Raw genomic sequence first — 22,530 nt, forward strand, 5'->3', positions numbered from 1 at the left:
CTTAAGCGAGGCCGAGGGCGGTGACGATCATGTCGATCGCCTTGATGCCGACGAAGGGGACGACGATGCCGCCGAGGCCATAGACAAGCAGGTTGCGGCTGAGCAGCGCGCCGGCGCCGATGGCACGATATTTGACGCCTTTCAGCGACAGCGGGATCAGCGCGATGATGATCAGCGCGTTGAAGATGATGGCCGACAGGATAGCGCTTTGCGGCGTCGCCAGATGCATGATGTTGAGCGCCTGCAGCGGGCCGGTCGTTTGCCCCGGCGCGACGTAAAATACGGCGAACATCGCCGGGATGATGGCGAAGTACTTGGCGACGTCGTTGGCGATCGAGAAGGTGGTCAGCGAACCGCGCGTCATCAGAAGCGCCTTGCCGATCTCGACGATCTCGATCAGCTTGGTCGGATCGCTGTCGAGGTCGACCATGTTGCCGGCCTCGCGCGCGGCGATCGTGCCGGTGTTCATGGCGACGCCGACATCGGCCTGGGCAAGTGCCGGCGCGTCGTTGGTGCCGTCGCCGCACATGGCGACAAGCTTGCCCTTGGCCTGCTCGTCGCGGATCAGCTTCAGCTTGTCCTCGGGCGTCGCCTGGGCGAGGAAGTCGTCGACGCCGGCTTCCGCGGCGATGGCCGCCGCCGTCATCGGGTTGTCACCGGTGATCATCACCGTGCGGATGCCCATCTTGCGCAGTTCGGCGAAGCGCTCCCGGATGCCGCCCTTGACGATATCCTTGAGATGGACGACGCCCAGCAGGCGCCCGTCACGCTCGACCGCCAGCGGCGTGCCGCCCGACTTGGCGATCTCGTCGGCGATCACCTGGAGGTCCCTGACTGTATCGCTGCCGGGCCGTGTGGCGTGGGCTGCGACCGTCGACTGGCTGACATGAGCGAGTACGGAATCGACCGCGCCCTTGCGCACCGAGGAGCCGTCGATATCGACGCCGCTCATCCGGGTCTGCGCGGTGAAGGGCACGAAGGTGGCGTGCAGCGTTGCCATGTCGCGGGCGCGGATGGCGTATTTCTCCTTGGCCAGCACGACGATCGAACGGCCTTCCGGCGTTTCGTCGGCAAGCGACGCGAGCTGGGCGGCGTCGGCCAGTTCCTGTTCGGTGACGCCCTTGACCGGGCGAAACTCGGTCGCCTGGCGGTTGCCGAGCGTGATGGTGCCGGTCTTGTCGAGGAGCAGCGTGTCGACGTCGCCGGCCGCCTCGACGGCGCGTCCGGACATCGCCAGCACGTTGAAGCGCACCAAGCGGTCCATGCCGGCGATGCCGATGGCCGACAGCAGGGCGCCGATCGTCGTCGGGATCAGGGTCACGAACAGCGCGACCAGCACGGTTACCGAGATGTAGCCGCCCGAATAGGAAGCGAAGCTCGGGATCGTCGCCGTCGCCAGCATGAAGATCAGCGTCATGCCGACGAGCAGGATGTTGAGCGCGATCTCGTTCGGCGTCTTCTGGCGTTCCGCGCCTTCGACCAGCGAGATCATGCGGTCGAGGAAGGTATGGCCCGATGCCGCGGTGATACGCAGGCGGATCCAGTCGGACAGCACCTGGGTGCCGCCGGTGACCGCCGAACGGTCGCCGCCGGATTCGCGGATGACTGGCGCCGATTCGCCTGTTATCGCCGCTTCGTTGACGGAAGCGACGCCTTCGATCACTTCGCCGTCCGACGGGATGATGTCGCCGGCCTCGACCAGCACGGCATCGCCAACCTTGAGGCTGGTACCGGGCACCAGTTTGTATTTCGTGCGGTCTTCGCCGGTCAAAAGCTTGGCCTGGGTTTCGGTGCGCGCCTTGCGCAGCGAATCCGCCTGGGCCTTGCCGCGGCCTTCGGCGACAGCTTCGGCGAAATTGGCAAACAGCACGGTGAACCACAGCCAGATGATGATCTGCAGCGTGAAGCTGAAATCGCCACCGCCGGTGATCAGATCCCTGACGAACAGCACGGTCGTAAGCGCCGAAACAACGGCGACGACGAACATCACCGGATTTATGATCAGGGTGCGCGGGTTCAATTTCTTGACGGCCCCGCCGATAGCGGGCAAGAGGATGCTAGCATCCATGATGCTCGCGGATTTTGAGTGGCTCATTTTGGAGCTCCGGCTTCGCTGTTGTTGGATGGCACCGATCGATCGGATGCCGAAAAGGGCGGCCCATAGACCAGCAGCCAGATCACGATCATGACCGCCGCAATGCCCAGGAACGTGGATACGCTTGGGAAGGGAGCGGGAGGAGTTGCCTCCCCCTCATTGTCGGCCTTGGGCCGAGCCTTGCGACGCGTGGTGTTGAACCAGGACATGACTTCTATCCAAGACGGGGCGGCATCAGAATGTCTGCCCATGGATCATTGCCAGGTGTTCGACGATCGGCCCGATCGCCAGTGCCGGGAAGAAGGTCAGGCCGACGACGATCAGGATGACGCCGACCAGCAGGCCGACGAACAGCGGGCCATCGGTCGGGAACGTGCCCGCCGAGGCCGGGACCGTCTTCTTGGCCACCAGCGAGCCGGCAATGGCCAGCGCCGGAATGATGACCAGGAAACGTCCCATCAGCATGGTGATGCCGAGCGTGATGTTGTACCAGGGCGTGTTGCCGCTGAGACCGCCAAAGGCCGAGCCGTTGTTCGCCGCCGCCGAGGTATAGGCGTAGAGTATCTCGGAGAAGCCATGCGGCCCCCCATTGGCGATGGATGCCACAGCGCTCGGCAGGACCACGGCGATGGCCGTGAAGACCAGCATCGCCAGCGGCAGACAGAGGATGGCCAGCATCGCCATCTTGACTTCCTTGGCTTCGATCTTCTTGCCGAGATATTCGGGCGTGCGGCCAACCATCAGTCCGGCAACGAAGACGGCGACGACGATGAACATCAGGATGCCGTAGAAACCGGCGCCGACGCCGCCGACGATGACTTCGCCGAGCTGCATGTTGATCATCGGGATGAAGCCGCCGAGTGCCGTGAAGCTGTCGTGCATGGCGTTGACCGCGCCGCAGGATGCGGCAGTGGTGACGACTGCAAACAGGGCCGACATGGCGATGCCGAAGCGCGTCTCCTTGCCTTCCATGTTGCCGCCGTCGATGCCAAGCGCGTGCACCAGCGGATTGCCGCCAGCTTCCGCCCAGTAGCAGACGGCGACACCTGCGATGAACAGGACGCCCATCGTGGCCAGGATCGCCCAGCCCTGGCGCTGGTTGCCGACCATGCGGCCGAAGACGTTGGTCAGGGCAGCACCGAGTGCGAAGATCGTCACCATCTGGATCAGGTTGGAGATCGCGTCGGGATTTTCGAACGGATGCGCGGCATTGGCGTTGAAGAAGCCACCGCCATTGGTGCCGAGCATCTTGATGGCCACCTGCGAGGCGACCGGACCGACCGCGATCGTCTGCTGCGCGCCTTCAAGCGTGGTGGCGTTGACGTACGGGCCGAGTGTCTGCGGCATGCCGAGATAGACGTAGACAAGGGTCAGGACGATGCAGAGCGGCAACAGCACATAGAGGGTGCAGCGGGTCATATCGACCCAGAAATTGCCGATGGATTTGGCCGAAGCACGGGCGAAACCACGGATCAGCGCGACCGCGATGGCGATGCCGACCGCCGCCGACAGGAAGTTCTGCACGGTGAGGCCGGCCATCTGCACGAGGTAGGACATCGTGCTCTCGCCACCATAGTTCTGCCAGTTGGTGTTGCTCACGAAGCTGACGGCGGTGTTGAAGGCCAGGTTGGGTTCGACAGCGGTCATGCCGGCGGGATTGTAAGGCAGGACGCCTTGCAGCCGCTGCAGGACGTAAAGCACCAGGAAGCTGGCAACGCTGAAGAGCATGATGCCTGCCGCATAGGCGGTCCAGTGTTGCTCCTCGCGTTCACTTGTGCCCGCGATGCGATAGAGCCCGCGTTCAATCGGGTCCAGAACCGGCGAAAGAAATGTCCGGTCGCCGTTGAAGACGCGGTACATGTAGCCGCCGAGCGGCTTCACCAGCAAAACGACGATCCCGCAATAGACGAGGACCTGTAGCCATCCGTTGAGTGTCATGGTTGTAGCTTTCCGGGCCTTGCGTCAATTGCCGTCAGAAGCGTTCTGGACGAACGAGGGCGTATGTCAGGTAGACGAGGAGGAACAGCGTCACGCTGCCACCGAGAATATAGTCGACGAGCATTTCGCGGTCCTCGCGTTAGAGAATGTCACAGGCTTTGATGTAGGCGAAGGACAGGGCAAAAAACAAAATGCCGATCCCGAGAACGACGATGTCCATTGTGCTTGTTCCTTGCTTCCGATCTTCTACCTTCAACCGTAGTTCCTGCCACGGGCAGGTCGGCGATTGCGTAAACAGATCGGCGATTGCGTAAAAAGCGGCCCGCCATACTTCAGGTGTGACGGCGCCAACCTTTGCTCAAGGCGGAATATGGACCCGATCGCCATAAAGGTTCGAGACGGGACGGGAAGGAAAGAAATAGGAATTTTATAAAGGTTTTGCGCCCGCCTCGTGGCCGGCCCCCCGGGCCAACAATTTGGGTCGCCTGGGACGTCATTGCCGGAACGAGCGGAACAAAACCTCCAATGCGAGATTGTCGACCTGAGGGCTCACCACAGGAGATGACCATGGCAAAGCAGAAAATGCTCGACGACCTATTTCACGACACGCTGAAGGACATCTATTTCGCCGAGAAGAAGATCCTGGCGACGCTGCCGAAAATGGCCAAGGCCGCGCAAAGCGCCGACCTGAAAGCGGCCTTCGAAAAGCATCGCACCGAGACCGAGGGCCATGTCGCAAGGCTGGAGAAGGTCTTCGGCGTCATAGGCAAGAAGGCGGTCGGCAAGACGTGTGCGGCCATCATGGGCATCACCGAGGAAGGCGCCGAGATCATGGACGAATACAAGGAATCTCCGGCGCTCGACGCCGGCCTTATCGCCGCAGCGCAAGCGGTCGAACACTACGAGATTTCGCGCTATGGCACGCTGAGGACCTGGGCCGGCGAACTCGGCCTGAACGATGCGGTGACACTTCTCGAAGCCACGCTGAAGGAGGAGAAGGCCACCGACGAAGCCTTGACGCAGATCGCGGAGACGGCTGTGAACGTTGCAGCCGAAGCGGCGTAACCCGAAAAACTCATGATCGGTGAGCCGCGCCAGGAACGAGCTAGCGCGGTTCCCGCATCATGCTGAGATAGGTCGGGTCGAACTCGGCTATTTCCTGCAACCGATGCCAGTCGAGAATGGTCACCGTGTGGTTCGCCCAGTTGACGACGCCGACCTTGCGCAAGGCGCCGATAACGCGGTTCATATGCACAACCGAGAGGCCAAGCACGTCGGCCAGTTCGGCCTGTGAAAGCGGCAGATGAAAGCTCATGCCGTTGGTGCGTTGCACCACCTGCAAGCGCACGAAAAGTTCACAGACGAGATGGGCCAGATGCGAGGTCTTGGAGCGGCGTCCCATCGCCACGATCCACTCGCGGTGGATGGCGCCATCAACCAGCGTGTCCAGCCACAACAGCCGGGTCAGATGCGGTGCCTCCTCGGTGATGGCGCGCAGACGGCTGTGATCCGCGAACATGACATGACAAGGCGACAGGGCGACGATGCCGTGATCCATAGTCTTCAGCAGGAATGCGTGGAGATCGACGAAGTCGCCAGGCACCTGCAATGAGGTGAACTGTCGGCCGCCATTCTCCAGCACCTTGTAGCGTGCCGCCAGGCCGTCGAGGATCAACGTCGAGTAAGTCGGCCGCGATCCCGAGGCGACAATGTCCTGTCCGGTCGCAAAATGCCTTTCGAAAGTCATGGCACCGGCCAGCAACGCTTTCTCGCCGTCGGATAGCGCGTCGTGTTGGCCAAGGTTCAGATAAAGGGATTCAAGCACCGCTATCTCCAGCGAAGGGGCTCAGAGCCGATCGCCAATTCGTCTTGGCGCAAGCATGGGGCGTGCGGAAGCACTAGGTCTTCGGACAGGGCCAGGCATTAACATTTGTTAGAGTGCACTTATTCGCCGGCAAACGCCACCTCAGGTGGAACCACAGTTCGGTCCGTGAATTGTCGGTTGAATCTCTCGCGCACATCGTCACCTGGAGGTCCAGCGCATCATGCCCAGATATTACCTCGACCTCTACAATGGTGATGGTTTGACGGTCGACAATGACGGGCAGGTGTTCGAAACGCGCGAACGCCTGCGGCGAGAGGCGATTCGCATACTGCCCGACATCGTCCGCGACGAGATGATCGAGAACGATCGCACGGTCATTACCGTCAAAGTGCGGGACGAGAGCGGGCGCCATGTCTTCGAAGCATCGCTGGTCCTCTCTTCGGGGTGGTGTGACTGAGAGCCTCGGCCCAAGGCTCGGACCAAAAGATTCCACTGGCCATCATTTGTAATCGTCACCGCCGCCGCACCGCTGCACCATGCGGAGACTGATTGAGGTGACAACGGTTCCGAAACCGACGTCCCAGCAGCGGAAGGACCGGCATATGAATCGCGCGAAAGTCGACACGGAGCGCGACGAACGCGCCAAGCGTGAGTCGCTGATCGTGACCGCCGCCGAGCGCGCGGCGCGAGAGGAAAAGACGGCTAGGCTGAGAGCTCTGCGCCTTGCGGCGCAGTCGGCGGACGAGCCGGCATCGGCAGGCCCCAAGCCGCCACGGCGACGCTCACGTTCGACGCAATGATTGTCGCGCAAGGTACACAGCCCGCATCTGTGATTTCCTGCGGTTCCTGAAAAAGCGAAAACCCGGCTGGGTCGAGCCGGGCTTCTGCGATAGCTGGTGTAGATTAGCCACCACGATGGGAGGTGGCGTCAGGCGGCGTAGCCGCCATAACCACGGGCAACTGCGTGTACACCCGCGGTTGGCTCGAGATCCGGCCACAGGATGCCGGAAGCCTGGGCAAATTCGACCAGCGCACGGCGCGCCTGCTCGATGGTCACATAACCCGGAACCGCGAGATCACATGCCTTCATCGCGTTGCGATAAAGCGGGCCGCGGCGGGAAGTCGTCCAATCGGTCAGGAAATCGTGCATTTCGGCCAGCGAGGCAATCTCGCGCTTGAAGCCAAGGCCGACGGTCAGTGCCACCGGTGAATGAAACAGCTTGTCGTGCATGAAACGGACTCCTGATTATCGCAGCGCCAAGAGAGATATCCGGGCTGGTCCACGAACGGGACGCGGTGAAACGCGCCGCGTGGCAGGAGGTTCCAGACCGAGCGCTTTTATATGAAGGCGGCGGTCATCCTTTGATCGCGATGCCCGCACGAGCGCTATGAGCGATCGGCGGATTGTCGTGTGAGGCTGGTCGGCATCCGCCAGGACCTTGCTTCACTCGCGACTGGAGCCTCGCGTGTCTCACGCTGCTTCGACAGGCGAAGAACTGCCGCAAGCCTGTTTCCCAGCGAGACGCCGGGCTTTTCAACAAAAAGGTGCGCGACCAGCGCCATGAGGAGCAGAAGCACCATCGCCATCACGATCACAAGCCAATACTGGGTGGCGCTATCCAAGGCGAAGGTCCGCACCGGCGTGATGGAAAATATCGAGACGAAGGCAAGCCCCTGCAAGAGATAGATGCCATAGCTGATCTCGCCCAGTCGCACTGAACGGTTGGCGGTCAGAAGACCAAGGAAATCGGCGCCCGAGACGATCAGGAAGAAGGCACCGATGCACAGCAGCATCGGTCCCGGCGCGTATGCAACCCTATAGGTGGCAAAAACATACACCAGCAGCATCAGGGCGATGGCGGACAGGGCATGCCGGTGCAGCTTCACCAGCAGCGCGTTTGCTTCTAGCGTCGCGCACAACATGCCGCCTGCGAAAAGTCCCAGATAGCTGTAGGCCCCGCTGCCTCCACTCATTGACATGAGGATGGAAAAAGCCAGCAGAACGGCCGGCAATCCTATGCGGGTAACCGGGTGCCGGCTGAATATGGCTGCGATCGGCAGGCTGAAATAGAACAGCCATTCATAGGGCAAGGTCCAGGTTACGCAGGCCAAGACGCAGACGCGGGCACTCGAAAGCGGGATATAGCCAAAGACACCAAACAGCAGATTGAAAAATGCCCGCTCGTAGGTCGCGAAGGTCGAATAATCGATCCGCCCGTCAACGACCTCCAAGGCCATCGCCACGCCGACAGCCAAGATGTAGAGCGGCCCGATCCTGAAAGCCCGCTTGAGCAACAGGGTCGGAAAATCCACGGAGGCCTTTGCCGATAGCAGTTTCCCCCAAAACAGATAGGCGGAGATGATGAAGAAGAAGGACACCCCCATTTGTCCCAACAGGCCGTAGAAAGCGGACGGCGGATACTTCCATGCGCCGGTCGTCAGGAATTCATGGTAGATGACGGCGTGGTGGAGTGCGACGGCGAGCGCCAGATAGCCTCGCATTCCGTCGATCGCCCGGACCCTGGCCGCGGTCACTTCGAAGCCGACCCGCTGAAAAAGCGGCAAGCCTGCTAGCGGCCAAAGCAGCGCGACGACCACGAAGGCGGGCCAGAGATCATAAAGTCCAATCACGATTGCTCCGAGCCGATGCGCACAGCCTGCTGAGTCCCTGTTGGACTATGCAACCTTGCCCAGCGCCGGCACAAGCGTTCGCCACGATCCGCGTGATGCGTCCCGCTGCGGCTAGCCGAACAATCGCTGACCTGCCTGACCGAAGCCATCGAGCGCAACGACAACCGCGATCGGGAATTTCGGAGACGTTGGCCGATTGCGCGTGACGTGTGGGCCTATCGCCGCACGAGCGTTTGCTTCAGCCAATGTGGCCAGCACTTGCTCGACTTTCTGCGCCGAGGCGTCCGTGCGCTCGATCTGCCGCATCACCTGCTGCGTCAGCATTGCAAGCCTTGCGGCGCGATATACGTCGCCGTTTCTCGCGGTTTCAAGGTTGAAGGTCGCGATCATCATGGGGCGCAATCCCAAATCATGGAGCACTACGATGCCGAGGGATCGATCTTCGTCAGGCGCTCTCTGGCCTCGATCACACGCCGCTGAGCGGCCCGTATTCTGCCGCAGAGCGCGAGATTGATCCCGACTCCGCAGTCTTCGTCCAGCATTTCCTTGGCGCGCCTGAGGGCGGACTCCGCCCGCTTGACGCGCTGTCTGGCCTTGGCCAGTTCCAAGATCATGAGATCGGCCATTGCGCCGCGTCCACTGTGCTCCGGGGTGTACATCATGAAGGGCTAACTCATGACCGAGCGGATCGTTCCCCCGTTGAGGTCTGGCACCGAGATCACGAATAGAGTCTTCGTTGCCACGAACCCTTCAACGGAGATCTCTTTCCCATGACAGTGAGACCACGATGGCGGGCTTTTCTATTGCCCCGCCGTCAGGACGAGCGTGCGCACTCTTGCCTTGGTTCGCTTCAGGCAATGCTCTGGAATATCTGGCCGCGTCGCCTCGGCGCATTCTTTCCCTGTGACTGCAACGGTTTCGCCGGGCTGCACGTTCGCCGCCTGGGTAGCGGTGGTTGAGGTGAAGAGCACTGTCTGAGTGATGAGCGCCGCGACGGCGGCGACCTGGATCAGGACGGTAGCTAGGGCGATTTTCTTGAGCACGCGAGAAAACGCTCCACCCCGCTCCTGGTTCCTCCGGCTTCTGATTTTCGTTCAGATTGGCCCACTCCCTTGCGGTGTGGACTTTTCTGCTTGAGCAGGCCAGCCAAGCAGGGAAAGAAGCAGGGAGACCTAAGCTAGTCAGAAATCACCAGCGATTTCAACGCGTCGTCGAACGATGGTGGCGGGCCACGAACGATGAAAATGGGCACTATGTCTACGCTAAAGCGCTCTAGAATGACCGGAAATCGTTTCTCGTCGAACACCTTATAGCGAATCCTAGGGTCGGCCTCTTTCATAACTCCGATCAAGCCGATTCCCACCCGACCTGCCTTTCGCATGGCGTCCTTCGAAAAGCCCGCGTCAAGGTGACATCCGCGGCAAGATCGCGACGCTTTGAATCGGCAGCATCGATGACGGCAATCCCTATTCGCCGTTTGTGCGAGTCGTAGTCCTTGCATTGCATTCGATCAGGATCTGCCTCGTCACGCCGTCCACGGTGCCTGCGATCAGTACGTCGACCTCTCTAAGGCCATCCGGCCCTTTTACCCACTCGCCGACCTTCACCTCGGCGGAAGGATCGAACTGCTTCGCCACGTCGGCAACGACTTGTTCATAGGCCCTTCCGAGCTTGGCCATGCGGAGGTTTCCTCGGTTGTCCGTGCCCGAAAATGGCTCACCAATGCATGGCGCTTGCCTCGTCAGGGCGCTGCTGCATTTTCAGGTTTGCAAGGCGGTTGGCCTTTGAAGTCACGAGCAAGGCACCCATACTTGTCGAACGTCTGCCCGGTTTCCCTCGCGGCTTTGGCCATACCGCAGGCCGAAATGGCCAGGCAGGAGAGCAGAGCAATCGCGGTTCTCATAACGAGCATCGATTCATGTCTGCGCCTCATTTTCCGTCCTTTTACGATGCCCGAATTGCCAGAGGTTGACCGTGATCGGCGCCGGGGTCAACCGTCCCGAAGACGCACGCGATTGAGCATCGTTGCACATTTCGGCGCTTGCCATCCCTTCGTTGCGGCGACCCTTCAAACGGAGTTCGCCAATGGCTAGATCGAAACCGTCCAAGCAATTATCGCAGGCTGAAATCGAGCGCTTTCTCGTGGCAGCGGAAGCGCTGCATTGGAGCATCGTGAAGCCGTTCATATCGCCACACTGCGAGCACTACCGCGCTACGCGTGTCTTGCATGAGGGGCTGTTGAAGGCCGTGCGGGAAGTGACGGGAAGGAAGTCGAGTTTATCCCATGGAATGTGACGGGTCCGGTGCGATGCCCCCCGGCTGAGTAGCGCGCGGGCTGGGACTTCAGTCTTAGTCCCGCCAATAGGCTTAATTGCGAAGTTGCTAATATGCCCATAGTTTTGGCAGCGCGGGGAACGCAACCCCTTCCCGCAGTGACCGGTGCGGCTTTCGCATCCCCAAGATAGCCCCAAGGCCGCACCGGCCATCGTATCAAGAACGGGTCGCGCGGACGGTCGGGCTTGTTTGCCCAATCGTGGAAGGCAGTCCTAAGTGCTCTCAACTGTTTTACGGGAAAAGCTGGTGTGCGAATGCGGTCGCACCGGTTATCTGAAACTACGAGAAGACGATCAGCCCCTCAGCGGGACCTGGGAATCCTACAGCCTGGAGGGGTTCAATGGCGGCAGCCTGACGATCACCAGTTGCGGAAATATTCCGGGCGACAAGTTGGCCTATCTCCGTCCTTTGTGTCCTCAATGCAGCCAGTGGGGCAAGGTGAAGTATGCCAGCCGGACCTGAGCCCGAACGGACCACTTACATCGTTGGCGTGTTTGAGAAGCCGCATTGGCGGACAGTGCTGACCACCAAGGACAAGGCCGAAGCAGAGGCGCTAGAACAGGCAATGGCCCAGGACGACGTTAAGGCGGATCGAGGAGATCACGCCGAAGCCGAAGCGGCGGTAGGCTTTGAGTGATGGTGAGAAGTCTAGCCCTTACCACCACCGTGATTGCATCGATAGCTGCCGCTATCGTGCTGACATTTATGGCAGCTAAAAGATTTGAACTACGGCGCCCAAATCCGATCGAGGCTCATATCGAGAGAAATATCTGAGGGATGCGAGATGATCCTGCTACAATCCCATATGGCCGTCCGAATAGTGGTTATCCTGGCGCTTCTGTCCGCCTTCGCCTACGGATTCGCAAAACTTGTGGAACGCTATGGCGGCGTTGGCGATAGGCCCTCTCCGTGTGAGCAATCGTCTGATTGCCCCGACCCGAACGCGCCGCCTCCTGAACTTGAGCCTAAGCCTTCTTAAGCCGCACCCCGGCGCCGCCGCCGGACAACCCTAGCGAAACAGCAGATAGACGCCATATGCAAGAGCTCTGAATGAAATGCGCGATCGCTTGATTGAATATGGCGTCTCCCGCAAGACACGGGTTTAGCAAGCTTCGCCCCCGCAAGGGCGCGCTTGACGATTTCAGCCCCGGCAGCGACACGGCGCCGAGCCTATGGCTCGCTACAGGGCCAATCTTCAGGCCTCGTCAAGCCAGAAGGCAACTCGGTCCGGGCGTCTCCGCAAGCCATGTTGAGCTGCCACTGGGACAGACCCGCCGAATTGGAAAGATCGAGACCCTCGATACGGGTCTGAAAGAAAAAAGCGCGGTCAAAGTCTATCGGCGCGGTGAACGTCGCCCCTCGGAAGTCCGCCCGCGCGAGATTGGCAAACGAAAAGCGGCTGCCGCTGATATCGGCGTCATGGAACTGCGCTCGCCCCAATTCCGCCTTTGTGAAATCAACATTGGTCAGATTGGCGTCCTGGAAATTCGAGCGCTGCACTTCCGCGCTCGTAAACACAGCGCCCTGCGCGTCCATACGGCTGAAGTCGGTCCTGTAGGCCTCGATTTTGTCGAACCGGGCGCCTTTGGCGGTCGAGTCGGCCAGGGAAGCACGCACAAGCGTTGCCTTCTCAAAATTCGCCGCAAGGAGATTGCTGTTCCTAAGGTCGGTCGAAGTAAAATCAACACCGATCAGGTTCGCCCCGCTCAGGTCCTGTCCTTTTAGGATGAGAAGCTTTTTGTCACAGTCCTGCCAATTGACGCCAGGCGTCGCGGCTGCGTCGCAATCTTGAGCGGCAGTGGCGTTCTGCCAAGCAAATACGATGCAAACCGCTAGAACCAAGCCGGATGTGCCGTAAGCTGTGGTTCGTCTCAAAGTCATTGTTGCTGGACCTCTGCTACTCGCCGACAATCAACCTTACCACATCTGCTGACACTCGAAAGCGACGGCATTTTGCCCGCTAATCCCGCTAGTCCCCGCCGCCAAATGAAAAGCCCGCCACCGTTGAGGCAGCGGGCTAAAATGGTGGGCGTCGGACCTATTGAATGCAAGAGCCCGGCGGGTAGCGCTCAGGGTCGTAGTGCGACGGCGAGACGAGCATGAAATCGTCTTGAGTGCGCACAGGGATCATTCCGAAGTTGTTGCGGTAAGCGTGGTGGAACGGCAGAACGATCATGTCGTTGCTCGGCTTGATCGCACGTGGTACGGCGCCTGGATCGAGCAGGGTCATATGCCGCTCCTCACAAGCACTTCCTGAGATTCCAGATCGTCGGGCCACATGACGGTTTCGCCGTAGTCTCCCGGACAGTACCCTTCCAAGTCGCCGCCGTCCTCGTCGTCGCAGTGGTCGAGCTCCAGATCATCGAGGCAGCCGAGCGACGGCTCGTCGTCTGCTGTCTCCTCCAGGTCGCAATCGACTTCCATGAGATTGAGCGCGGTGATCAACGACATGGCGCGAAAGTCGTTGAGGCGCTTCTCGACCGACTGGCGCCATTGGCGGGGATCCATACCCTTCGGCATGCCGAGAGGCTGCAGGATGGGCGTGTGCGCGTTCATAACAAGCCCCTATCGTGGTTTTCATAGTAGATGCCGAGGCCAGTTGAGGCCGGCCAGACATGCGCCTTCCACAAGGCACGTGGATGGTCAGAGTGGCTGATGTCGGCCATCCAGTCATCCATTGCCTCGGCAAGTTCCCGAGCGAGGCGGTTGACCCGCTGGACCGGCAATTCGCGCGGCAGGACGGGCGACGCCGACGCCGCTGAAGCAATGGCCGGAACGGAGGCGATTGCTCCAACAAATAGGGCGCGACGGGAGAATCTCCCGAGGATTGGGCTTTCAGGCTGGTCAGAAAAGCGGTGCATAATCCAGTCTCCTTCGGTTGCATTTTCCTTGGGAAACGCATTGGGAAGGAGGCAAAGGACGTCGACAAATACCCTACAAAATCAGCCTGTTATGCGAGAAATCTGGCGGAGAGAGCGTCCGTCTCCGCCTAATCCCAGGGGTTCCGAGAGCTTCCCACATTTCGGAAAGAATCCTTGCAGCGTCAGGGTTTGAGTTCCCATAACGTCCCATGGTGTCTTGTAACGTCCCGCAACAAGTTGTACGTAGAGTTGTTCGCAGGGAGAGTTCGAATGCAAATCAACCGCCTGTCTGTTGCCGCCGTGAACGCCAAGACCAAGCCCGGCCTATATGCCGATGGCATGGGCCTTTACCTCCAGGTAGCCAAGGGCGGCTCCAAAAGCTGGATCTTCCGTTTCATGCTAGGGGGGCGCCCCCGCAAGATGGGCCTGGGTTCGGTCAACACAGTTTCGCTCAAGCTGGCGCGGGAACGTGCCGCCGAGCAACGGCTCAAGCTGCTCGATGCTGATGACCCGATCGAACAGCGCAAGGCCGAACGGCTGGAAAAGCTGGCGGCATCGGCAACGGCGCTGACCTTCAAGGAAGCTGCCGAGGCGTATATTAAGGCGCACCGGGCTGGTTGGAAGAACATCAAGCATGCTGGCCAATGGAAGGCCACGCTAGAGGCGTATGCTTATCCTGGGTTCGGAAGCTTCGCCGTCTCTCGCGTCGACACAACGCTTGTCTTGAAGGCTCTGGAGGCCATCTGGAACACCAAACCGGAAACGGCGACAAGGGTGCGTGGGCGCATCGAAAGCATTCTCAATTGGGCAACAGCGCGCGGCTACCGGCACGGCGACAACCCGGCGCGCTGGCGCGGGCATCTCGACAAGCTCCTACCGGCCCGTAGCAAGGTCGCGAAGGTCAAGCATCACGCGGCGCTGCCCTATAGCGAGATAGGGGCTTTCGTGGTCGACGTCCGCGCGATGGAAGGCGTCAGCCCCAAGGCGCTCGAATTCGCCATTTTGACGGCCGCCAGAACGGGCGAGGTCGTCGGGGCGCGGTGGCCAGAGATCGACATCGCCAACGCACTGTGGACGGTCCCTGGCGACCGCATGAAGGCGGGCAAAGAGCACCGCGTCCCGCTTTCCGACCGCGCGCTTGAAATCCTCGCCAGTCTCCCGCGCGAGAAGGATTCAGAATCCGTGTTCCTCGGCGACAAGAAAGGCCAATCCCTCTCGAACATGGCGCTGCTGATGACGCTCCGCCGCATGGAGCGCGACGAACTCACCGTGCACGGGTTCCGCAGCACGTTCCGGGACTGGGCGGCCGAGCAGACTGCATATCCAAACGAGATGCTGGAAATGGCGCTGGCGCACACAGTCAGTGACAAGACCGAAGCCGCCTATCGTCGCGGCGACCTGATGGAGAAGCGGCGCCGGCTGATGACTGATTGGGCGGACTTCTGCGCGGCGGCAAAGTCTGTATCGGCTTCGAACGTCACTCCGATCAGAGGGAGCCTCTGAAATGGTCGGATTTCTGCCAGATGGATTTGAGGAACTTGATCAGGCCAGGGACAGAGAAGGCGCTGCTATCCTTGGCTCGCTGTTGTCGGCCGGCAAAAGGCAGGCGTTCAGGATGAACCATTTTGGCAAACTCTTTCCGATCGAGGCCTCTTATTGGAGATCCGAGCAAGCAGAAGATGCAATGGCTCGAGGCCGAATACCCGACACAAGGAACATTCACAGAAATCAATTGATCCTCGTCGTCCGGGTGCTGGCATCTGCGGCTCGCGGCCGAGTTGCGGCTTTAGAAAGCTCGCCGACACCAAAAGAGCGAGACAACGGTGGGCGACCTTTCGAGTTTGACTGGGACGCGTACACGGAACGCTTTAAGCAGGAGGTCGCCAAGCGGGGATTCCCGGAGCCGACAAACGTGAAGGGCTGGCGTCGGAAAGCCGATGTAGCGCGCTGGCTTCAAAACCTAGTGGAAAGCGATCCCGGCGCCGAACGGCCTACCATGTCGTCTCGCACGGCCAGTTCGGCAGCGGCACAGCTATTTAAGCGTTTCCGGCAATAACTGCTTGTTGCCGGTTGCAACAGGTTGGTTCGTCGAAACCTGAGCGCTGAACTGTGATGTTCCCGTTGTGTCCAACAAGACCCAACAGGAGCAATCCATGGTCCAGAACATCCTCCGGCGCGACGAGGTAGAGCGCGCCACCGGGCTTCCCCGGACTACCATCTACGCCAAGATGGCGACCGGCGACTTTCCCAAGCCAATCCAAATCAGCGCCCGCTCGGTCGGCTGGCTGGAGAGCGACATCGCTCAATGGCAGAAGACGCGCATTGATGCCCGCGACGGAGTCGCTGCATGAGCAACTCCGGCATTGATCACGAAATGACATCGGCCGTCGACTTGGCCGCTCAATGGCTCGTCCAAAACTCACGGGAAAATCCTAGGCGCCCGGTAATCACCGAATTGCGCGAAAGATACGGACTCAGCCTGGCGGAAGCCTGTGAAGCTTGCCGCGTCGCTGCTCTTCTGCGTCGTCAGCGTGCAGCATGATGTTTCCAGAAAAGCGAAAGCCGGCCGCGTATGGTGCGCGCACCGGCCTTCAAAAGGCGTCTGGCTTCCCGGCTACAGACAATCCCGAGATTATCCTGTTTCCGGTTAATTTCCAAGCAAGAGTTTTGCAGGCGCGCTACGGGCTAAAGCCGCCCATCTCCCGCCTAATCGCCGAACTCGCATTCGGCGGGGTGTCGGCATGAGCAACAACATCTGCATCCTAGGCGTCGATCCCGGCTTGTCCGGCGCCGTCGCCTTCTACTTCCCCGCAGCGGCGGATCGTATCGCCGCCTATGATATGCCGATCGTGGCTAAGTCGATTGATGCCGCTGGCCTCGCACGTCGCATTGAGCAGATGCGTCCTGACCTGGCCATTGTCGAGAATGTCGCCGCGCGCCCCGGACAGGGCGTGTCTTCAATGTTTCGCTTCGGTGTTGCCCACGGCACGGTTCTAGGCGTTCTGGCTGCGCTCGTGGTGCCAGTGCACCTTGTTTCGCCAACATCATGGAAGCGTCACTTCCGCCTCGACAGTGACAAGGAAAAGGCTCGCGCCCTAGCTATCCGACTATGGCCCGCCTCTGATCACTTCACGAGGAAAAAGGACCATGGCCGTGCCGAAGCGGCCCTGATCGCCCGATGGGCCTCCGAAGTTCTGCCGGCTGGCAGGGGAGGCACAAGCGATGAACGCTGAGCACTTCGTATCAGCCATCCCGAGCGGGGCTTTGTCTGCCCTTTCCCTTGCCCGGCTGCATCTGATGGACAGTTCATTCCAGCTTGACGATTCCGGCATGCAGTGTCCGGCGCTCAACCGCCTTGCTTCTGATGCTGGACACCTTCTGTCCCGCTGGAATGGGCGCCAAGGAATGCCGCTAGACGTCCCGGACGTACCTGAGTGGATCTGCATCGCTGCCGTCGAATGGCGAGCCGAACGGGCCAGGCGGGAGATGCGGCGATGAGGCTAGAATATGACGAGGATCTTCCGCGCTACGTCGACAATCCCGGCAAGCCGCGTGCGAGTGATTTGCTGAATGTTGTCGGCGCCCAATCGTTCGAAGGTCGCGCGGTGCCGCCGCGCCAGTGGCGGGTGGATGATCTGGTCCCGGAAGCGACGGTGACGTTGCTCAATGGCGATGGCGGCACCGGTAAAAGTCTGCTCGCGCTGCAACTAGCCGTAGCTACGACAATCGGCGGCTATTGGGTAGGCAGGTTAGCCAAGGCAGGCGCCTGCCTCTACCTCTCAGCCGAGGACGACATAGACGAGTTGCACCGCCGGCTCGTCGACATCGTGGCCCGTGAAGATATCGGCTTTGCGGATATAGAGAAACTTTCCATTGTCCCGCTCGCAGGACAGGATGCCATCTTGGCCATTCCTGAAGGCAAGGGGAATGTTCTAAAGCCAACCAAGCTCTACGAGGCTCTCGACGGTCTCGTAAGCACGTCACGCCCCGCCCTGGTGATTCTGGACACCCTCGCCGATCTGTTCGGGGGCGAGGAAAATCAACGCGCCCAGGCACGGCAATTCATCGGACTGCTTCGCCGTCTCTGTGTCCGCTACGGCACCACCGTACTTGTCCTGGCTCATCCAAGCCTTGCGGGGATCGCCACCGGATCCGGTTCGTCCGGTTCGACTGGCTGGAACAACAGCGTTCGCAGCCGTCTCTATCTCGATCGCGTCAAGTCGAACGACGGAACCGAGGATGATCCTGACGTGCGAGTATTGCGTACCGTCAAAGCCAACTATGGCCGAACCGGGCAGGAGATCCGTATCAGATGGAAAGCAGGTGTCTTCGGCGCCAACATCACCGAAGGCGATAGCTTTACCGTCATGGCCGCCCAATCGAAGGCAGACCGTACGTTTCTCGAAATGCTCGCGGCATACGAGGCGGAAGGAAGGTTTGTCAGTGCAACCCCTTCAGCCAACTACGCTCCGGCTGTGTTCGGGAAGGACGGCAGATCGAGCGGCATCGGCAAGCGCGGGATGATCGAAGCAATGAACCGGCTTTTCGAGGCCGGCAAGATCAAAATCGTCGACTACGGGCCACCGTCCAAGGTCCGAAACCGAATTGCTACAGCGACCTATGGAGGGCGGGAATGAGCTTCCAACGCCCTTCCAACGCCCTTCCAACGTGTTTTCCAACGCCCTGCCAACTGGCTGGCAACGCCTGCCAACTGGCTTCCAACTGCCTACCCCCACATCCCCCCATACCCCTATGCGCTGCGCTGCCCCTTGAGAGGGCACGCCGCGTGGACGGCACCCACGAAAACAACGGACGCCCACATTTTTTACGCAAGGCTTTAAGACCCTTTCCGAGTGTCTAACCAGCTCGACACCCTTGCAGTTCGGCGGAGCGTATCTCCGCCCGTATTCCTTGCAGATAAAGGCTTTCAGCTTTCATATTGCAATTTACGTACAAACAGGCGTACATTTGTGCCGTGATTTGGAGTTAATTCAATTGCTCGCAGATGCCGACCAGATAGAAGCCGAAAGCCAGGCCGCTACCCCGTCAAAGGGCGGCAGTAAGGCGCGTCTCGTTACGTTCGATGATCTCGACAAGCGCACGAAGGCCGCTCAACAGGCAATTGAGTTTCGCGATGTGCTGATAAGTGAGCGCGGCGGCGATGACATCGGTGCGCTTCGCATGGCCATCATTGAAGACGTGGCCTGTACCTCCGCCATGATCCGCGATGCGCAAGTGCGCTGGCTTCGAGGCGAACAGATCAGCCTGTCAGAGCTTGCAACCCTGCTCAACTGCCGGCGCCGTGATGCCGAGTTGATTGGCCTCGATCCTGCACCGCGAGACATCACGCCCGACATTTCCACCTACATGGCCCACAAGGCCGCAGAGAAGGCAGGAGCGGCCACGTGAGCGCCTTGGCTGCCATCACCTACGCGGAAGCCTGCCAGGATCCGAACCTGTTTGGGCCATGGTTCGCGGCTGAAAGCTGGGATACGTGGCGCGTGATCGACAAGGCGCTGTTCGGGCTTCCGCTCAATGAGGCGGAGATGGCAGTCTTCCGTGAATTGACAGGCAGGGACGAGGCGCCGACGTCGCCGGCAACCGAAGCGTGGTTCATCTGTGGCCGTCGTTCTGGCAAGGACGTGAAGGCCGGCAGCATTGCCGCCTATCTCGCTACCTTCGGCGCTGAGACTTATGGGTATCTCTCCAAGCTTGTCCGTGGCGAGCGTGGCGTCGTTCAGGTGCTTGCCGTCGACCGTGATCAGGCCAAGATCGTTCTCAACTACACCCGGGCATTTTTCGAACAGCCGATCTTGCGCAAGACCGTGAAGCGGGAGACGGCAGACGGTATCGAACTGAAGAACGGCCTATCCATCGAGATCACCACGAATGACCGGCGTCGGGTGCGTGGTCGAACTGTCATTGCATGCGTGTTCGACGAGGTTGCGTTTTGGATGTCTGAATCCAGCGTCAATCCCGACGAGGAAATATACCGAGCGGTAAAGCCGGCGATGGCAACGATTTCAGGCAGCATGCTCATCGGCATCAGCTCGCCACATGCCCGCAAGGGGCTCCTGTACAAGAAATGGAAGGCGAACTACGGCAAGCCGGGCAACGTCTTGGTTGTGCAGAGTCCGACATGGCGGATGAACCCGAGCTTGAGCCGCGATAGCGAACTCATCTCCGAAGCCTATCGGGATGACCCGTCGTCGGCTGGTGCGGAGTATGGCGCACAGTTCCGCACCGACATCGAACAGTTTGTCAGTCTCGACGTGGTCCAGGGTTGCGTGCCTCCAGGTGTGTTCGAGCGGCCACGCGATGCGAAATACCACTATGTGGCCTTTGCTGACCCGTCCGGCGGCAGTTCCGATTCCTACACGCTCTGTATAGGCCACAGGGAAGGCAAGCAGGCTGTTCTGGACGCCTTGCGGGAGCGGAAGCCACCTTTCAGCCCGGAAGCCGTCACAGCTGAATATGCCGCCCTCCTGAAGCTCTATGGCATCAGTGCCGTGCACGGCGATCGATATGCGGGCGAGTTTCCGCGCGAACTCTATCGCAACCACGGCATTGAGTACCGCTTGGCCGAGAAGAACCGCAGCGAGCTTTATATGAACATGCTGCCCGCCCTTAACAGCGGCTTGGTCGATCTTCTCGATAATCCGAAGCTGGTTTCCCAGATCGTCGGTCTCGAGCGTCGTGTTGCGCGGGGCGGCCGGGAATCGATCGACCACGGACCGGGCGCTGGCGCACACGATGATCTGGCGAACGCTGCCGCAGGCGCTGTCTTCCTGCTTCAGGAGAACCGTACGGCGCCGACAGCCTACACCGTGCCTTTCGGCCATGGCGCTGGATCCTCAGCCTTTAGCGTCCCGATGGGCAGCAATGACCCATACGCCAAGCTCGATCGCGCGCTCTCCGACGCCGCCCGATTCACTCAACGATAGGAAACCCGAACATGACCCTGGACGAACTCTTGAACGCCAGAGACACCGCCGGCCAGCGCTATGCCGCCGTCCTGGTCGATCTGCGAGCCGCTTATGTGGACTTGGCCGCCCATGACATGGCCGTTGCGAACGGCAATGTGCCAGTCGAAGCCCCCCGGACCTTCACCGAACCGCTGAACGAAGTTCCCTTGACGATGGTGCATCCGAACTTTGCGCCGAACCGTGGCAGCGAATGGCGTGCCGAGATCAAGGCACGCGGTGAGGAACTGATTGCTGAATTTTCCAAGGGCTGATCGCCCCAACATTGAAAAGGAAACCATTCAAATGAACCGCATTGAAACCCTGAAATCCCGTTGGCGGCCGGAATGGTCCGAGCGTTCTGACTTGGCGAAGCTGAACGGCTCTTTCGAGAAGGCATTGAGCTTCATCGAAAGCCTGCCAGCGCATCGGGCGAAAATATCCGGGCCAGGCACGTTGAGCGCGAAGGGCCTGAGCGAATCGGTTCGCGCTCTGGCGGCCGAGAAGGTTGTTCCCGACCTGGCGCGCTCGAAATGGGAGACGCAGAAGGCGGCCAACGCCATAAAAAATCAGAAGCTCGCCCTGGCGGTGCCGAAGCCGGACAAGACCGACATTGCCGGCGCTATTCTACGCCAGGAAATCCGTAGCATGCTTCGCGGCATGGCTCAGGGCGACATGTTGAGACTAGTCATGTCCGATCCCGAATTTCTCGTCGCCGCATTCGAGGGACCGGCGGCGCTGTCCGGTATGACGCCGGAGTTTCGTGCGGATCTTGAGCGGCGGATGATCGAGGAAAAGCACGGTCCGGCGATCGGTGCGATGAACGAAGCCGAGGAGGCAATAGCGGTCGCCACGGCAGCCATCGAGATGGCGGTCGGCACCGTGAGGACGGAATGCGGCTTCGGCGATGGTCCCGACTTTCAGTTCGACCGGTGGATGGCAACGGCCAGCGCTGCCGTCGAGCAGGAAATCGCGGCTGAGAAGGCCAAGATGGAAAAGCCTCAGACCACTGCCACTGTTGAAAACCTCAACGACCTGGACGACAGGATCGACAAGTTCTTTGCCAGTCTGAAGCCCTTCAGCCTGCCCGACGATGGCGTCCAGGCTGCGGCCTAGGGGGGAAGATCGATGTCGACTCTTCCCCCCACAGGCCTCGAGGTGATCAGCCTCGATGCCTACAGCGCAATCTCAATCACCGTTTCCGGCGGCGCCGGTTCGGGCAGCATCGAGCGCCTCGGCAATAACCCCGGAGAGCAATCGTTTGGAGAGATGACACTCACCGCCAACACGACGGTCGGCCCGTTCGCGATGCCGACGAGGCATATGCTGCGCTGCATCCCGTCCGCCTATCTTAGTTACGATATTGCCCCGGCCGATTTCCCGGCGGTCAACTCGGATATCGAGCGCATCGCGAAGCTCTCGCAGGCTGAATACGACGCACTTTCCCCGCCGGATCCGGCCACGCTCTATCTGGTGGTCGGCTGATGGTCTGGTTTGCAACACCAGGGACGTCGAACGCTGGTGCGCATTGGGTCCAGACCCCGCCGGAGAGCACCGCTACTCAGCCGGTGCCGGTTTCGGCCGCGTCGCCCTACTCGGTCTCCAAGGTTCTTGGCCGCCCTATCCCTATTGTCATCGGCACCTATAAGGTCGACGGTATCCCGGTCATTGGTGGTGCTCGCACCGACACCAAGGTCACCGGTTACAACACCATCCACATCGGCTGGGGTCCGGAAGCCGGCTATCCGCCGGGCACGAATTTCATCGGGCAAGGCGGCACCGGCTACGATGCCGTAGTGCCAATCTCCACCTCCGAACAGGTGGCCGCACTTGGTTATCTCTTGGCCTTCGATCCCTTCGGCGATGGCTACCAACTGGTCAGCG

General features: G+C 60.3%; 30 protein-coding genes and 1 pseudogene. 16 read left to right on the top strand and 15 right to left on the bottom strand.

From position 1 onward, the window contains the following. Nucleotide 1: 1 nt before the first annotated feature. The 4 genes from kdpB to AC07FD_RS21955 are packed head-to-tail and all read right to left on the bottom strand — an operon-like array spanning nucleotide 2 to nucleotide 4,157. Nucleotides 2–2,095, bottom strand: a complete 2,094-nt coding sequence (gene kdpB / locus AC07FD_RS21940; protein ID WP_478351520.1) for a potassium-transporting ATPase subunit KdpB — start codon at nucleotides 2,093–2,095, stop codon at nucleotides 2–4. Continuing rightward, nucleotides 2,092–2,304, bottom strand: a complete 213-nt coding sequence (locus AC07FD_RS21945; RefSeq protein WP_478351521.1) for a hypothetical protein — start codon at nucleotides 2,302–2,304, stop codon at nucleotides 2,092–2,094. Before AC07FD_RS21945 ends, kdpB begins: the two co-directional genes overlap by 4 nt. Before the next feature lie 25 nt (nucleotides 2,305–2,329). Then, nucleotides 2,330–4,033 (bottom strand): potassium-transporting ATPase subunit KdpA, encoded by a 1,704-nt coding sequence (gene kdpA / locus AC07FD_RS21950; RefSeq protein WP_478351522.1) that lies wholly within the window; start codon nucleotides 4,031–4,033, stop codon nucleotides 2,330–2,332. 34 nt (nucleotides 4,034–4,067) lie between these two features. Continuing rightward, entirely contained in the window at nucleotides 4,068–4,157 is a 90-nt protein-coding gene (locus AC07FD_RS21955) for a K(+)-transporting ATPase subunit F (protein WP_095084642.1), read from the bottom strand. 443 nt (nucleotides 4,158–4,600) lie between these two features. Between AC07FD_RS21955 and AC07FD_RS21960 the strand changes: the two genes are divergently transcribed. Beyond that, nucleotides 4,601–5,098 carry a YciE/YciF ferroxidase family protein gene (locus tag AC07FD_RS21960; protein ID WP_478351523.1) on the top strand — a complete coding sequence of 166 codons (498 nt, stop codon included), beginning with the start codon at nucleotides 4,601–4,603 and terminating at the stop codon, nucleotides 5,096–5,098. Nucleotides 5,099–5,138: 40 nt separating this feature from the next. Here AC07FD_RS21960 and AC07FD_RS21965 read toward each other — a convergent pair whose 3' ends face one another. Next, the gene (locus tag AC07FD_RS21965; RefSeq protein WP_477227958.1) at nucleotides 5,139–5,858 is read right to left on the bottom strand and encodes a Crp/Fnr family transcriptional regulator; all 720 of its coding nucleotides are present in this window, start codon (nucleotides 5,856–5,858) and stop codon (nucleotides 5,139–5,141) included. Between the two features lie 220 nt (nucleotides 5,859–6,078). Here AC07FD_RS21965 and AC07FD_RS21970 point away from each other — a divergent pair, with 220 nt between their 5' ends. Continuing rightward, nucleotides 6,079–6,315 (top strand): DUF6894 family protein, encoded by a 237-nt coding sequence (locus AC07FD_RS21970; protein ID WP_478351524.1) that lies wholly within the window; start codon nucleotides 6,079–6,081, stop codon nucleotides 6,313–6,315. A gap of 145 nt (nucleotides 6,316–6,460) precedes the next feature. Further along, nucleotides 6,461–6,658 (top strand): hypothetical protein, encoded by a 198-nt coding sequence (locus AC07FD_RS21975; protein WP_478351525.1) that lies wholly within the window; start codon nucleotides 6,461–6,463, stop codon nucleotides 6,656–6,658. 128 nt (nucleotides 6,659–6,786) lie between these two features. On the opposite strand, the gene AC07FD_RS21980 is transcribed toward AC07FD_RS21975, so the two are convergent. From AC07FD_RS21980 to AC07FD_RS22005, 6 genes are all read right to left on the bottom strand, one after another. Continuing rightward, nucleotides 6,787–7,089, bottom strand: a complete 303-nt coding sequence (locus AC07FD_RS21980; protein ID WP_095084647.1) for a DUF982 domain-containing protein — start codon at nucleotides 7,087–7,089, stop codon at nucleotides 6,787–6,789. A gap of 155 nt (nucleotides 7,090–7,244) precedes the next feature. After that, entirely contained in the window at nucleotides 7,245–8,456 is a 1,212-nt protein-coding gene (locus tag AC07FD_RS21985) for an acyltransferase family protein (RefSeq protein ID WP_478351526.1), read from the bottom strand. A gap of 144 nt (nucleotides 8,457–8,600) precedes the next feature. Then, a complete protein-coding gene (locus AC07FD_RS21990; RefSeq protein WP_478351527.1) occupies nucleotides 8,601–8,879 on the bottom strand; it encodes a hypothetical protein in 279 nt (92 codons plus the stop codon). Between the two features lie 29 nt (nucleotides 8,880–8,908). Then, complete coding sequence (locus AC07FD_RS21995; RefSeq protein WP_478351528.1) at nucleotides 8,909–9,115, bottom strand: hypothetical protein; 207 nt, start codon at nucleotides 9,113–9,115, stop codon at nucleotides 8,909–8,911. Nucleotides 9,116–9,289: 174 nt separating this feature from the next. Next, the gene (locus tag AC07FD_RS22000; protein ID WP_478351529.1) at nucleotides 9,290–9,532 is read right to left on the bottom strand and encodes a hypothetical protein; all 243 of its coding nucleotides are present in this window, start codon (nucleotides 9,530–9,532) and stop codon (nucleotides 9,290–9,292) included. Nucleotides 9,533–9,955: 423 nt separating this feature from the next. Beyond that, nucleotides 9,956–10,168, bottom strand: coding sequence for a hypothetical protein (locus tag AC07FD_RS22005; protein ID WP_478351530.1), 213 nt, complete (start codon nucleotides 10,166–10,168; stop codon nucleotides 9,956–9,958). Between the two features lie 406 nt (nucleotides 10,169–10,574). On the opposite strand from AC07FD_RS22005, the pseudogene AC07FD_RS22010 reads away from it, so the two are divergent. Together AC07FD_RS22010 and AC07FD_RS22015 are read left to right on the top strand one after the other, a co-directional pair. Beyond that, a pseudogene (locus tag AC07FD_RS22010) lies at nucleotides 10,575–10,816 on the top strand (hypothetical protein). 452 nt (nucleotides 10,817–11,268) lie between these two features. Further along, nucleotides 11,269–11,460: a hypothetical protein gene (locus AC07FD_RS22015; RefSeq protein ID WP_478351531.1), complete on the top strand. Its 192-nt coding sequence runs from the start codon at nucleotides 11,269–11,271 to the stop codon at nucleotides 11,458–11,460. A 533-nt stretch (nucleotides 11,461–11,993) separates the two neighbouring features. Here the strand turns inward: AC07FD_RS22015 and AC07FD_RS22020 are convergent. The 4 genes from AC07FD_RS22020 to AC07FD_RS22035 form a co-directional block, all read right to left on the bottom strand. Beyond that, a complete protein-coding gene (locus AC07FD_RS22020) occupies nucleotides 11,994–12,704 on the bottom strand; it encodes a pentapeptide repeat-containing protein (protein ID WP_478351532.1) in 711 nt (236 codons plus the stop codon). Nucleotides 12,705–12,861: 157 nt separating this feature from the next. After that, a complete protein-coding gene (locus AC07FD_RS22025) occupies nucleotides 12,862–13,053 on the bottom strand; it encodes a hypothetical protein (RefSeq protein WP_478351533.1) in 192 nt (63 codons plus the stop codon). Continuing rightward, entirely contained in the window at nucleotides 13,050–13,379 is a 330-nt protein-coding gene (locus AC07FD_RS22030; protein ID WP_478351534.1) for a hypothetical protein, read from the bottom strand. The genes AC07FD_RS22025 and AC07FD_RS22030 overlap by 4 nt, the downstream gene beginning before the upstream one ends. Continuing rightward, the gene (locus tag AC07FD_RS22035) at nucleotides 13,376–13,684 is read right to left on the bottom strand and encodes a hypothetical protein (RefSeq protein WP_478351535.1); all 309 of its coding nucleotides are present in this window, start codon (nucleotides 13,682–13,684) and stop codon (nucleotides 13,376–13,378) included. Before AC07FD_RS22035 ends, AC07FD_RS22030 begins: the two co-directional genes overlap by 4 nt. A 174-nt stretch (nucleotides 13,685–13,858) precedes the next feature. Here AC07FD_RS22035 and AC07FD_RS22040 point away from each other — a divergent pair, with 174 nt between their 5' ends. The 11 genes from AC07FD_RS22040 to AC07FD_RS22090 all read left to right on the top strand — a co-directional run. Next, on the top strand, nucleotides 13,859–15,187 hold the full coding sequence (locus tag AC07FD_RS22040; RefSeq protein WP_478351536.1) for a tyrosine-type recombinase/integrase: 1,329 nt from the start codon (nucleotides 13,859–13,861) through the stop codon (nucleotides 15,185–15,187). A gap of 1 nt (nucleotide 15,188) precedes the next feature. Then, a complete protein-coding gene (locus AC07FD_RS22045) occupies nucleotides 15,189–15,740 on the top strand; it encodes a hypothetical protein (protein ID WP_478351537.1) in 552 nt (183 codons plus the stop codon). A gap of 97 nt (nucleotides 15,741–15,837) precedes the next feature. Beyond that, nucleotides 15,838–16,035, top strand: a complete 198-nt coding sequence (locus AC07FD_RS22050) for a helix-turn-helix transcriptional regulator (protein WP_478351538.1) — start codon at nucleotides 15,838–15,840, stop codon at nucleotides 16,033–16,035. 390 nt (nucleotides 16,036–16,425) lie between these two features. After that, nucleotides 16,426–16,917: a hypothetical protein gene (locus tag AC07FD_RS22055; RefSeq protein WP_478351539.1), complete on the top strand. Its 492-nt coding sequence runs from the start codon at nucleotides 16,426–16,428 to the stop codon at nucleotides 16,915–16,917. Nucleotides 16,918–17,178: 261 nt separating this feature from the next. Continuing rightward, nucleotides 17,179–18,321, top strand: coding sequence for an AAA family ATPase (locus tag AC07FD_RS22060; RefSeq protein WP_478351540.1), 1,143 nt, complete (start codon nucleotides 17,179–17,181; stop codon nucleotides 18,319–18,321). A 358-nt stretch (nucleotides 18,322–18,679) separates the two neighbouring features. Next, complete coding sequence (locus AC07FD_RS22065; protein ID WP_478351541.1) at nucleotides 18,680–19,093, top strand: hypothetical protein; 414 nt, start codon at nucleotides 18,680–18,682, stop codon at nucleotides 19,091–19,093. 92 nt (nucleotides 19,094–19,185) lie between these two features. Next, complete coding sequence (locus AC07FD_RS22070; protein WP_478351542.1) at nucleotides 19,186–20,628, top strand: hypothetical protein; 1,443 nt, start codon at nucleotides 19,186–19,188, stop codon at nucleotides 20,626–20,628. 11 nt (nucleotides 20,629–20,639) lie between these two features. Then, nucleotides 20,640–20,921, top strand: coding sequence for a hypothetical protein (locus AC07FD_RS22075; protein ID WP_478351543.1), 282 nt, complete (start codon nucleotides 20,640–20,642; stop codon nucleotides 20,919–20,921). Between the two features lie 31 nt (nucleotides 20,922–20,952). After that, on the top strand, nucleotides 20,953–21,762 hold the full coding sequence (locus AC07FD_RS22080; protein ID WP_478351544.1) for a hypothetical protein: 810 nt from the start codon (nucleotides 20,953–20,955) through the stop codon (nucleotides 21,760–21,762). A gap of 42 nt (nucleotides 21,763–21,804) precedes the next feature. Then, nucleotides 21,805–22,131, top strand: a complete 327-nt coding sequence (locus AC07FD_RS22085; RefSeq protein WP_478351545.1) for a phage upper tail fiber protein — start codon at nucleotides 21,805–21,807, stop codon at nucleotides 22,129–22,131. After that, nucleotides 22,131–22,530, top strand: a 400-nt coding sequence (locus AC07FD_RS22090) for a hypothetical protein (protein WP_478351546.1), incomplete at its 3' end; no start/stop codon positions are given. The genes AC07FD_RS22085 and AC07FD_RS22090, both read left to right, overlap by 1 nt.

The organism is Mesorhizobium waitakense (assembly GCF_056431085.1).